This window comes from Streptomyces sp. NPDC001668, from assembly GCF_042893155.1.
GTDB lineage: Bacteria > Actinomycetota > Actinomycetes > Streptomycetales > Streptomycetaceae > Streptomyces.
This window is the reverse complement of record NZ_JBIAUQ010000003.1, coordinates 145130-156667: the sequence shown is the minus strand read 5'-3', so window position 1 is coordinate 156667 and position 11538 is coordinate 145130. Positions and strand designations below refer to the sequence as shown.

Below are 11538 nucleotides of genomic sequence, written 5' to 3'. Positions count from 1 at the left end.
CGCCCCGACCCCCTGCGCGCCACGGATGTCCGCGGGGGCCGAGTCGCCGATCATCCAGGAGCCGTCGAGCGGCGCGTCGGCGACGGCGGCCGCCGCGTGGAAGATCTCCGGTTCGGGCTTCCAGTGCCCCAACGCCTCGGAGATCACCCAGCCGGTCACGAGCCGGTCGAGACCGGTGTTGCGGATCTTCGTCTCCTGCTGGACGGTCCGTCCGTTGGTCACGATCACGCACGACCAGCCCTCGGAGCGGGCCTCGACCAGCGCCTCGCGGACCGGGTCCGACAGGGTGATCAGGCCGGCCGCGCCGCGGTCGAGGAAGTCCTCGGCATCGATGCCGCCGTACCGTTCGGACAGCGCCGCCGCGACCTGTCGACGGGGCGTGAGGCCGCTCGCGTCGAGGGTCATCAGCCAGTCCAAGTCCGCCTCGGGCAGCCCGTGTTCGGCGAGGAACGCGGTCGCGGCCGCGCGGAAGGCGGCGTCCCGGTCGACGAGGGTGTTGTCGAGGTCGATCATCATCAGGGGCATGGGGGCAGTCTCCCCACGGCGGCCGCACGCCGACCCCTACAACCGCGCCGCCTTGAGCGCCATGTGCAGCAACAGCCGGTCCTCCCCGTCGTCCAGATCCAGGCCCGTGAGCTGTTCGACGCGGGACAGGCGGTAGTAGAGGGTCTGGCGGTGGATACCGAGTTCGGTGGCGGTGCGGCCCGCCTGGCCCGCGCAGTCGAGGTAGGTCTCGGCGGTCCGGGCCAGTTCGCGGTGGGCGGGGGAGAGGAGGGGGCGTACGGCGGGGTCGTGGGCCGTCCCTGGGGGAAGCGAGGTCAGCAGGCGGTACGGGCCGACGCGGGACCACTCCGCGACCGGGCCGAGCCGGGGTTCCGCGAGGGCCGCCCGGGCCGCGGCCGACGCCTCCTGCCAGGCGGGGGCCAGCTCGGCGAGTCCCACCCGCGCGGCGGCCACTCCGGCGGCCGCAGCGGCCGCGGCGCCCGGGACCGTCGTACCGCGCACCGCGCCCGGGACCGCCGTACCGCGCACCGCGTCCGGCCCCGCCGCATCGCGCACCGCGCCCGGGCCGCCGCCGAGACGCGCCCCGGAGCCATCGCGTCCCCCGGCGTCGTCGCCCCCCTCCACACCCCGCGCCCGCTCCAGCAGCCGCCCCGCCGCAGTGCTCGCCGGGGTCAGGGTGTCCGTCGCCCGCAGACGTACCAGGACCGCCAGGGACTGGGCCGAGGGGCCGCACGGGACCGTGCACAGGGCCGTCGCGTGGGGGATCGTACGGGGCGAGGGGGCGTCGTCGGGGTCGGCCGACGGCCAGGGGGCCACGCACACCACCGCGTACGGCCCGTCGCCGCGGGAGCCCAGGGCCGTGCGCAGGGCGGCCACCGCCATGTCGGCCTGCCAGCCGCGCTCCGCGGTCAGCACCGCCCGCAGTTCACGGCTGAGGTCGGCCCCGTGCTGCGCCTCGTCCGCGAGCAGCGCGCCGAGACGGGCCGTCACCCGCATGGCCGCCTCCAGCTGCGGGTCGGTCGGGCCGGGCTCGGAGTCCAGGAGCCAGACGTAACCGAGGACGACTCCCCGATGCCGTACGGGAAGACAGATCCGGCCCCGGTAGACCCCTGCCTCCGGGGTCGGCGGAATCCGCACCGGGCCGGTCGCGCGCGTGATGCCGAAGCCCTCGAACCAGGTCCGGACCGCGGCCGTGGAGCGCCGGGTGAGGATCGAGCGGGTGCGGACGGGGTCGAGGGCCGACGGGTCGAGGTCGCCCTCACTGTCGTACGCGCCGAAGGCGATCAGCTCGAAGTCTCGGTTCTCCAGGGTCGCCGGTACGCCGAGGAGCTCCGAGATCTCGTCGACCAGCTCCTGGTAGTCACCCTTGTAGTCCCCGCTCACCCGGTCATTCTCGCGCAAAAACACCGCGCTTCATACATCTGTCTGAGATCTGCGGCACGGATGCGTGACAGCTGTCGATGGTCGACGATCGGAGGGATCCTTAGGTTTCACGGTGGTTCTATCTGCTGGTCTGTGGAGGTGCCCCGTGCTGGGTCCCGTGATTCTTGCCGCGTCGCGCAGCGACCGGATGCGACGCCTGATCTCGGCGGCCCCGGTGACCAAGGGGGTCGTCGACCGCTTCATCCCCGGCGAGACGGTCGACGAGATCGTGCCGATCGTCCAGGAACTCACCTCGAAGGGCCTGGAGCTGACCATGGACGTGGTCGGCGAGGACATCACCACTCCCGAGCAGGCGGAGGCCGCCCGGGACGCCTATCTGGAGCTCGTCGACCGGCTCAAAGGCCTTGAGCTGGGCACGCGGGCCGAGATGTCCGTGAAGCTGTCGATGTTCGGTCAGGCGCTGGAGGGCGGTCACGAGCTGGCCCTCGCCAACGTCCGGCCCGTCGTCGAGGCCGCCGCCGCCATCGGTACGACCGTCACCCTCGACGCCGAGGACCACACCACCCTCGACTCGATGTTCGCCATCCACGAGGAACTGCGGAAGGATTTCCCGCAGACCGGCTGTGTGATCCAGGCCTACCTCTTCCGCACCGAGGCCGACGCCCGTCGGCTCGCCGCGGCGGGCAGCCGGGTGCGGCTCGTGAAGGGCGCGTACAAGGAGCCCGCCGAGGTCGCCTACCAGCAGAAACACGAGATCGACAAGGCGTACGTCCGGGTCCTGCGCATCCTCATGGAGGGTGAGGGCTACCCGATGGTCGGCTCCCACGACCCGCGCCTGATCTCCATCGCCCAGGAACTCGCCCGGCAGGCGGGCCGCAAGCCCGACGAGTACGAGTTCCAGATGCTGTACGGGATCAGGGGCGACGAGCATCTCCGGCTCGCCGCCCAAGGTCACCGCATGCGCGTCTACACGGCCTACGGCACCGACTGGTACGGCTACTTCATGAGGCGGCTCGCGGAGAAGCCGGCGAACCTGCGGTTCTTCGTCCGCAGCATGATCAGCAAGGGCTGAGCCCGAACACCCGCTCAAGCACAAGGAGTTACGGAACCCATGGACGCTGTGACCCAGGTCCCCACCCCCGTCAACGAGCCGGTGCACGGCTATGCCCCCGGTTCGCCCGAGCGGGCCCGGCTGGAGGCGAAGCTCAAGGAGCTGGCCGGCAACCCGGTCGACCTGCCGATGACCATCGGCGGCGAGAAGCGGATGGGCGGCGGCGAGCCCTTCCAGGTCGTGCAGCCGCACAACCACAAGGCCGTCCTCGGCACCCTCCGCCACGCCACCCAGCAGGACGCCCGGGACGCCATCGACGCGGCCCTCGCCGCCGCGCCCGCCTGGCGCGCGATGTCCTTCGACGACCGTGCCGCGATCATCCTGCGCGCCGCCGAACTGCTCGCAGGACCCTGGCGCGAGACCCTCGCCGCGTCCACCATGCTCGGCCAGTCCAAGACCGCCCAGCAGGCCGAGATCGACACCCCCTGCGAGCTGGTCGACTTCTGGCGCTTCAACGTCAAGTACGCCCGTGACCTGCTCGCCGAGCAGCCCCCGGCCAACGCCCCCGGCGTCTGGAACCGTCTCGACCACCGCCCCCTTGAGGGCTTCGTCTACGCGATCACGCCGTTCAACTTCACGGCGATCGCGGGCAACCTGCCCACCGCGCCCGCCCTCATGGGCAACGTGGTCGTGTGGAAGCCGTCCCCCACGCAGACCCACGCGGCCGTCCTCCTCATGCAGCTGCTGGAGGAGGCGGGACTGCCCAAGGGCGTCATCAACCTCGTCACCGGCGACGGCATCGAGGTCTCCAAGGTCGCCCTGGAGCACCGGGACCTCGCGGGCATCCACTTCACCGGGTCCACCAAGACCTTCCAGCACCTGTGGAAGACGGTCGGCGCCAACATCGAGAAGTACCGCACCTACCCGCGCCTGGTCGGCGAGACCGGCGGCAAGGACTTCGTCGTCGCCCACCCGAGCGCGGACCGCGCGATCCTCAAGACCGCCCTGACCCGCGGTGCCTTCGAGTACCAGGGCCAGAAGTGCTCGGCGACCTCCCGGGCGTACATCCCGGCGTCGATCTGGAACAGCGGTTTCCGCGAGGAGTTCGCGGCCGAGGTCGACGGCATCGCCATGGGCGACGTCACCGACCTCTCGAACTTCATCGGCGCGGTCATCGACGAGCGGGCCTTCGCCAAGAACAAGGCCGCCATCGACCGCGCGAAGTCGGACGCCACCTGCACGATCGTCGCGGGCGGCTCCTACGACGACTCGGTCGGCTATTTCGTCCGCCCGACCGTCGTCGAGTGCACGGACCCGGCGAACGAGGTCTTCACCACCGAGTACTTCGGCCCCTTCCTCGCCGTGTACGTCTACGAGGACGACCAGTACGACGACATGCTGACCCAGATGGAGTCGGCCTCCGACTACGCCCTGACCGGCTCGGTCATCGCGAACGACCGCGCGGCGGCGGCGTACACGATGGACAAGCTCCGCTACGCGGCCGGCAACTTCTACATCAACGACAAGTCCACCGGCGCCGTCGTCGGCCAGCAGCCCTTCGGCGGCGGCCGCGCCTCCGGCACCAACGACAAGGCCGGCGCCCCGCAGAACCTCCAGCGCTGGACCCTGACCCGCGCCATCAAGGAGACGCTGGTCCCGCCGACCGACTACGGATACCCGCACATGGGCTGACACCACGTCAGTCACCGCAAGGGGCCGGGCTGTTGTCCGGCCCCTTCGTGCGCGCACAATGCGGGGATGGCGGTGATCACCGAGGACGGCGTACGGCTGTGGGCTTCACGTTCGGGAGCGGGTGAAGGGGATCCGCTGGTCCTGTGTCACGGCGGTCCGGGCCTGTGGGACATGTTCGAGGACGTGGCCGCGCTGCTCGACGGCCGGGCCACGGTGATCCGTTGGGACCAGCGCGGTGGCGGCCGCTCGCAGCGGTGCGCCGGGCCGTGGACGGCCGACCGGTTCGTGAACGACCTGGACGCCGTACGACGCCACTTCGGCCTGGACCGGATGGCGCTGCTCGGCCACTCCTGGGGCGCGCAACTGGCGTTGGGCTACACCCTCGCCCGCCCGGAGCGGGTGAGCGCGCTGGTCTACGTCAGCGGGACGGGCATCGACCCGGTGTCGCACTGGCACGACTCCTACCTGGAGAGCCTCACCGCGCGCCTCGGTGAGGATCCCGAACGGCTCGCCCGATGGCGGGAGTTGCCGCGGCGGGACCCGGAGCGCGCGATCCTCCAGTGGACGGCCGACTTCGCGGACCGCGAGCACGCCCTGGAACAGGCCCGCCGGCTGGCGGACCCCTGGTTCGAGATCAACCACGAGGGCAACAAGGCCCTCAATGCCGAGACCCGACGCACCTGGGGCACCCCGGACCTGCGGACCGCCTGCGCGTCCCTGGACGTGCCCGTCCTGATCATCGACGGTGCCGAGGACATCCGCCCGCGTTGGGCGGTGGACTCACTGGAGGAGGCGCTGCCGCGCGTACGGCGGGTGGTGCTGCCGCGGGCCGGGCATCTGCCGTGGGTGGAGGACCCCGGGGGCTTCGTGGACGCCCTCGGAGCGGTGCCGCCCGGCGGCGGCGCTCTGTGAAGTCGAGTTCTGATCCGCGTCGACAGGTCAGTCGGGCATCACCAGCACCAGTACGCCCCTGCCGTGTCCCGCGTCCCTCCACTCGTGTGCCTTGGCCGCCTCCCCGAACGGCAGGGTGTTCAACGACAGCAGACCGTGGTCGCCCCGACCAGGTCGAGCGCGGCGTCGATGCTGTGCACACTCTCGGTGAAGTCGGCCGTGCCGATGACGTACGCGCCCTCCGCCTCGGCGAGCCGCACCGCCACATGCCCGACGGCGCCGGCCGCCGCGTGGACGTGGTCGAGGCCGGCCGGCTTCACGGCGAAGTGCCCGGCGGGCGCGGTGACATGGACGGCGTGACCGCCTGACCCGACCATGCCGAAGACCTCGTCGCCGGGCCGGAACAGGGTCACCCCGGCGCCCGTCTCCGCCACCACCCCGGACACGTCCCGCCCGAGGCTGAACGGCGGCTCGCCGCACAGCGGGGCCGCGCCCGAGCGGGCCAGCCGGTCCGCCGCGTCGACGCCCGCCCGCGCAGCAGGATCTCGCCGTCGCCGGGACGGGCCGCGGCTCGCTCCGGCACCCAGCTTGGCGAAACCGCAGGTCAGGCCCGTGTGATCCACTCCACCGTCTCAGATAGTAGGAAGTCCGAGTAATTGTGGAGACAGACCGGCTCTCCTCCCTTAGCTTTGTAGGAGCCGAACGTCTCGCTCGATCAAGCGAATGGCGGTCGTGAGCCGGGCCCCGCGCAGGCAACCCCTGCGGCCCGCCGCTCCCCGCCCCTTCCGGCGTCTCGTTGTCCCCTTCCCTGGAATTCGAAGGAGTCGATTTCTCATGGCCGAGACGACCGCCCGCCGTCGAGTCCGTCACATCTCCCGTACGAGCGAGTCCGACCGCAAGAACGCCGCAGCGGCCCTGCAGCGCGCCCTCGACCGCCGTGACAACGGCGGCTCGACCGGTCACTGACCGACGTACCGATCCCTGAGACAACCGTTCACAAGCCGGGAGCCGCACCCGCACGAGGTGTGGCGCGGGCCCCTCAGGCCCCGCGCCGCACCTCGAAACGGTCGATGCGCTCCCCGCTCTGCGCGAGCGCCGACACCGTCAGCCGAGGTCGCGCCCCGCTCTCCGCCTCCACCGAGAGCAGCGAGAACCCGCGGTAGCGCACCCGCGACCACTCCACCGTCTCCTTCCGGGACTCCTTCGACTTCGTCCACTGGAAGGTCTCGACGGACTCGTGGTCGTGCACGTGCCCCTCGTAGCTCTCCTTCACGCCCGGCGGGAAGCCGTACAGATCCCGGCCGCCCCCGCCCGCCGTGACGTAGACGATCCCGTCCCGTGTCGGATCCGTGGCGCCGCCGACCGGCACCGGCCGGCCGACCTCGCCGCCGCGGATCGCGTCCGTGCGCTCGTACACGTGGTTGTGCCCGTTGATCACCAGATCCACCTGGTGCTTCTCGAACAGCGGCAGCCACTCTGCGCGCACCCCGCCGTCGGAGGCGTGCGAGGACGTCGAGTAGGCACAGTGGTGGAAGTAGACGACGACGAAGTCGATCCCCTTCGCCGCGCGCAGCTCACCGAGCCTCCGCTCCAGCCACGTCGTCTGCTTCCCGCCCGTGTAGCCGAAGTTGGCCTGGATCTCGTACGACACGTCGTTCGCGTCCAGTGCCACGACGCCGACGTTGCCGTACGTGAAGGAGTACACGCCCGGCGCCGAGCGCGGGTCGAAGCCGCTGTCCGGCAGGGTCCAGCGGGCGAGCTGGCCGCCGTAGCCGTCGGGGGAGTACCAGGCCTCCATGTCGTGGTTGCCGGTCGTCACCATCCAGGGCACGCTCCGGGCGACCTCCTCGTTCTGCTTGAGGAACAGGTCCCAGAAGCCCGGGTCGTAGCCGTCGGACGTCACGCCCTGGCCGTTGCTGTCGGCGTAGCAGATGTCACCGGCGTGCAGGTGGAAGGCGGGCTTCTGGCGCAGCAGGAGGTTGTCGTTGGCGGCCGCGGCCGTACCGACCCCCTGGTCCCCGAAGGCCGTGAAGACGAACTTCTCCGGGCTCGCCGGCGCCGTACGGAAGCTGGTGATGGTCGAGCGGTGGCCGGCGTCCGCCGGGTCGAAGCCGTCGTGGCCGACGCCGTAGTAGTACGTCGTGCCGGGACGCAGGCCGTCCAGGGCCGCGTGCAGGTAGTACTGGTCGAGCGCGAGGCGTACGCCGGTCTGGCCCGGGGTGTGCAGGTCGCGGAGCTCGGCCTCGATCCTGCGGCTCAGGTCGTCGGGGGTCAGGCCGACGCGGACGTACGGCTTCCGCACCGCCAGGGGGACCTGCCACGAGATCCGCATCTGGGTCTTCGGGTCGGCGCCGAAGGCGAGGTGGCGGCCGAAGGGGGAGACGGCGGAGCCGTGCACCGTGCTCGTGGGGGCGGGGGAGGCGGTGGGGGTGCCTTCCCTGGAGCAGCCCGTCAGCAGGCCGCCCGCCACGGCGCCCGCGGTCACGAGTGTCCGGCGCCGGGACAGCTTCGTACGCAGGTACTCGTGCTGCTCGGCCATGCTCATCCGGCGCGCGAGCCGGGGCGGAATGCCGAAGTCGGGAAGGTCCATGGTGGTGAACTTCCCAGCGGACACCGACAACCGTCCCACCTACGGGTGAACGCCAGCCGAAGGGCTGACACTGGACCACGCCCGTGTCCGTATCGCGGACAGACAGTGTCATCCCATGGGACGAGGAGTAGGGTTCCCGCATGTCTCGCAGCATCAATCTCGCAGTGATTCCCGGTGACGGCATCGGCCAGGAGGTCGTGGCCGAAGGTCTGAAGGTCCTCTCCGCCGTCCTTCCGCAGGATGTGAAGCTGGAGACCAAGGACTTCGACTTCGGCGCCAAGCGCTACCACGCCACCGGTGAGACCCTCACCGACGCCGACCTCGCCGCGCTGAAGAAGCACGACGCGATCCTGCTGGGCGCCATCGGCGACCCGTCGGTCCCCTCCGGCGTGCTGGAGCGCGGCTTCCTGCTCAAGCTCCGCTTCGCCTTCGACCACCACGTGAACCTGCGTCCGTCGAAGCTGCTCCCCGGTGTGGACACGCCTCTCAAGGGCGAGCCGGCCATCGACTTCGTCGTCGTCCGCGAGGGCACCGAGGGCCCGTACACCGGCAACGGCGGCACCATCCGCAAGGGCACCGAGCACGAGGTCGCCACCGAGGTCTCCGTGAACACGGCCTTCGGTGTCGAGCGTGTGGTGCGCGACGCGTTCGCCCGTGCCCAGGCCCGGCCCCGCAAGAAGCTCACGCTGGTCCACAAGAACAACGTGCTGACCTTCGCGGGCCACCTGTGGACGAACATCTTCAACAAGGTGGCCGCGGAGTTCCCGGACGTCACCACCGACTACATCCACGTCGACGCGGCCACGATCTACCTGGTCACCGACCCGGCCCGGTTCGACGTGATCGTCACCGACAACCTCTTCGGCGACATCATCACCGACCTCGCCGCGGCCGTCTCCGGCGGCATCGGCGTCGCCGCCTCCGGGAACATCAACCCGAGCGGCGAGTTCCCGTCCATGTTCGAGCCGGTCCACGGCTCGGCCCCGGACATCGCCGGCCAGGGCAAGGCCGACCCCACCGCCACGGTCCTGTCCGTCGCCCTGCTCCTGCGCCACCTCGGCTACGAGGCCGAGGCCGCCCGCATCGAGGAGGCGGTCACCGCCGACCTCGCCGAGCGCACCGGCAAGCCCGCCCGCAGCACCGCCGAGATCGGCGACGCGCTGGCCGTACGAGTAGCCGGCTGACCGGGCGGGCCACTCGAAAAGCATTCGAAGCCGCCGGGTCACTCGCACCCGGCGGCTTTCGCATGTCCCCCGCCGGGTGTCACCATCATCCCCTGGGTCGCATTTCACGCCGTTTCTTCCTCGGCTCCCCGCTTGCGATAATCGAACGCGGAGCCGCGGAATGAGGGAATGCTCGGACGTCCTAGCACTGGTCACTGACAGTAAAAGGGCGTGAGCGCGGCCCGTCACTACACAACCGGTGAAGGACAACCACTCATGACGACGCCCACGATCGAGCTCAAGCCCTCGGCCTCGCCACTTTCCGACGCGGAACGCGAGGCGATCCTGGCCAACCCCGGGTTCGGCCGCCACTTCACCGACCACATGGTGGTCATCAAGTGGACCGAGGGGCGCGGCTGGCACGACGGCCAGCTCGTCCCGTACGCGCCGATCTCCCTCGATCCGGCGACCATGGTCCTGCACTACGCGCAGGAGATCTTCGAGGGCCTCAAGGCGTACCGCCAGCCCGACGGGACCGTCGCCACCTTCCGGCCCGAGAAGAACGCCGAGCGCTTCCAGCGCTCCGCGCACCGGCTCGGCATGCCGGAGTTGCCCGTCGAGACCTTCATCGAGGCCTGTGACGTGCTGGTTCAGCAGGACGAGGCGTGGGTTCCGGCGCACGGCGGCGAGGAGTCCCTCTACCTGCGCCCCTTCATGATCGCCACCGAGGTCGGGCTGGGCGTCAAGCCGGCCAACGAGTACCTCTTCCTGGTCATCGCCTCCCCGGCCGGCGCCTACTTCCCCGGCGGCGTCAAGCCGGTCTCCATCTGGCTCTCGGAGGACCGCGTCCGGGCCGTCCCCGGCGGCATGGGTGACGCCAAGACCGGCGGCAACTACGCGGCCTCCCTCCTCGCCCAGGCCGAGGCCGCCGCCAAGGGCTGCGACCAGGTCTGCTACCTCGACGCGGTCGAGCACACGTGGGTCGAGGAACTCGGCGGCATGAACCTGTACTTCGTGTACGGCGACCGGATCGTCACGCCCACCCTCACCGGCTCGATCCTGGAGGGTGTCACCCGCGACTCCCTGCTCGCCGTCGCCCGCGACCTCGGCTACACGTCCGAGGAGGGCCGCGTCTCCGTCGACCAGTGGCAGCGCGACTCCGAGAACGGCACCCTGACCGAGGTCTTCGCCTGCGGCACGGCCGCGGTGATCACCCCGGTCGGCACGGTCAAGCGCCAGGGCGCCGAGTGGCGCCAGTCCGGCGGCGAGCCCGGCGAGGTCACGCTGAAGCTCCGCCAGGCCCTCCTGGACATCCAGCGCGGCACGGCCGAGGACAAGCACGGCTGGATGCACAAGCTGGGCTGACCCCCCCCAGGTCCTTCACGGGCCCGCTCGGACGTTGTCCGGGCGGGCCCGCGTGTTTTGAGTAACGCTCGATGACGAGGGAACCCCTGCCCGCCTCATGGTCGATGTCACCTTGTACTCACTCGACCCCACCATTTAGAGTGCCGCTCTAAAGGAGGGAGTGACATGCGGCTGACCCCCACCGAACGCGACCGACTGCTGCTCTTCGGAGCCGCCGAGCTGGCCCGGGCGCGGCGGGCCCGCGGGCTGCGGCTGAACGTCCCGGAGGCGACCGCGCTCATCGCGGACACCGTGTGCGAGGCCGCCCGGGACGGGGCGCGGCTGGCCGAGGCCGTCGAGCGCGCCCGGTCGGTGCTCGGGCCCGACGACGTCCTGCCCGGCGTCGCGGACGTCGTCACCGAGGTGCACGTCGAGGCGGTCTTCGACGACGGTTCACGGCTCGCGGTCGTCAGCGACCCGATCGGCGGCGGGCTCGGCGAGCGGGCGCCCGGCGCGCTGCTGCCGGGGCCCGCGCACGCCGAGCCCGAGCCGGTCGTGCGACTGACGGTCACCAACACCGCCACCGTGCCCGTCTCCGTCACCTCCCACTTCCACTTCTTCGAGGCCAACCCGCGCCTGGACTTCCCGCGGGCCGAGGCCTACGGCATGCGGCTCGCGGTGCCCGCCGGCTCATCGGTGCGGTTCGGACCGGGCGAGTCGGGCGAGGTCGGCCTGGTGCCGATCGGGGGTGCTCGCGTGGCGGTCGGGTTCGCGGGGCTGGTCGATGGGCCGCTGGATGTGCCCGGGGCGCGCGAGGAGGCGTTGCGGCGGGCGGCGGCATGCGGGTATCTGGGTGTGTCGGGTGGGGAGGCCGTCGGATGAATCGGCTCGGGGCGGAGTCGGGCGGGGTGGGTTTGGTG

General features: G+C 71.1%; 11 protein-coding genes. 7 read left to right on the top strand and 4 right to left on the bottom strand.

Annotated elements, in window-relative coordinates; all coding sequences use genetic code 11:
• Window positions 1-525: HAD family hydrolase (locus tag ACFYZ8_RS10400; RefSeq protein ID WP_389049788.1), on the bottom strand; the 525-nt coding region annotated here is incomplete at its 3' end.
• 36 nt (window positions 526-561) lie between these two features.
• A complete protein-coding gene (locus tag ACFYZ8_RS10395; RefSeq protein WP_388534178.1) occupies window positions 562-1887 on the bottom strand; it encodes a PucR family transcriptional regulator in 1326 nt (441 codons plus the stop codon).
• Window positions 1888-2032: 145 nt separating this feature from the next.
• On the opposite strand from ACFYZ8_RS10395, the gene ACFYZ8_RS10390 reads away from it, so the two are divergent.
• The 3 genes from ACFYZ8_RS10390 to ACFYZ8_RS10380 all read left to right on the top strand — a co-directional run bounded on the left by ACFYZ8_RS10390 (window position 2033) and on the right by ACFYZ8_RS10380 (window position 5542).
• The gene (locus tag ACFYZ8_RS10390; RefSeq protein WP_388534176.1) at window positions 2033-2959 is read left to right on the top strand and encodes a proline dehydrogenase family protein; all 927 of its coding nucleotides are present in this window, start codon (window positions 2033-2035) and stop codon (window positions 2957-2959) included.
• Window positions 2960-2998: 39 nt separating this feature from the next.
• Window positions 2999-4630 (top strand): L-glutamate gamma-semialdehyde dehydrogenase, encoded by a 1632-nt coding sequence (pruA, locus tag ACFYZ8_RS10385; RefSeq protein WP_388534173.1) that lies wholly within the window; start codon window positions 2999-3001, stop codon window positions 4628-4630.
• Between the two features lie 66 nt (window positions 4631-4696).
• Window positions 4697-5542 carry an alpha/beta fold hydrolase gene (locus ACFYZ8_RS10380; RefSeq protein WP_388534171.1) on the top strand — a complete coding sequence of 282 codons (846 nt, stop codon included), beginning with the start codon at window positions 4697-4699 and terminating at the stop codon, window positions 5540-5542.
• 119 nt (window positions 5543-5661) lie between these two features.
• On the opposite strand, the gene ACFYZ8_RS10375 is transcribed toward ACFYZ8_RS10380, so the two are convergent.
• Window positions 5662-6144 (bottom strand): alcohol dehydrogenase catalytic domain-containing protein, encoded by a 483-nt coding sequence (locus tag ACFYZ8_RS10375; protein WP_388534168.1) that lies wholly within the window; start codon window positions 6142-6144, stop codon window positions 5662-5664.
• A gap of 211 nt (window positions 6145-6355) precedes the next feature.
• Here ACFYZ8_RS10375 and ACFYZ8_RS10370 point away from each other — a divergent pair, with 211 nt between their 5' ends.
• Window positions 6356-6487: a hypothetical protein gene (locus ACFYZ8_RS10370; RefSeq protein WP_107056436.1), complete on the top strand. Its 132-nt coding sequence runs from the start codon at window positions 6356-6358 to the stop codon at window positions 6485-6487.
• A 73-nt stretch (window positions 6488-6560) separates the two neighbouring features.
• Here the strand turns inward: ACFYZ8_RS10370 and ACFYZ8_RS10365 are convergent, their stop codons facing one another.
• On the bottom strand, window positions 6561-8111 hold the full coding sequence (locus ACFYZ8_RS10365) for a purple acid phosphatase family protein (RefSeq protein ID WP_388535050.1): 1551 nt from the start codon (window positions 8109-8111) through the stop codon (window positions 6561-6563).
• Between the two features lie 140 nt (window positions 8112-8251).
• On the opposite strand from ACFYZ8_RS10365, the gene ACFYZ8_RS10360 reads away from it, so the two are divergent.
• From ACFYZ8_RS10360 to ureA, 3 genes are all read left to right on the top strand, one after another.
• Window positions 8252-9295 carry a 3-isopropylmalate dehydrogenase gene (locus ACFYZ8_RS10360; RefSeq protein WP_388534165.1) on the top strand — a complete coding sequence of 348 codons (1044 nt, stop codon included), beginning with the start codon at window positions 8252-8254 and terminating at the stop codon, window positions 9293-9295.
• A 255-nt stretch (window positions 9296-9550) separates the two neighbouring features.
• Window positions 9551-10639: a branched-chain amino acid aminotransferase gene (locus ACFYZ8_RS10355; RefSeq protein WP_359030958.1), complete on the top strand. Its 1089-nt coding sequence runs from the start codon at window positions 9551-9553 to the stop codon at window positions 10637-10639.
• Window positions 10640-10804: 165 nt separating this feature from the next.
• Window positions 10805-11500, top strand: coding sequence for an urease subunit gamma (gene ureA, locus ACFYZ8_RS10350; protein ID WP_388534162.1), 696 nt, complete (start codon window positions 10805-10807; stop codon window positions 11498-11500).
• The last annotated feature ends 38 nt before the right edge of the window (window positions 11501-11538 follow it).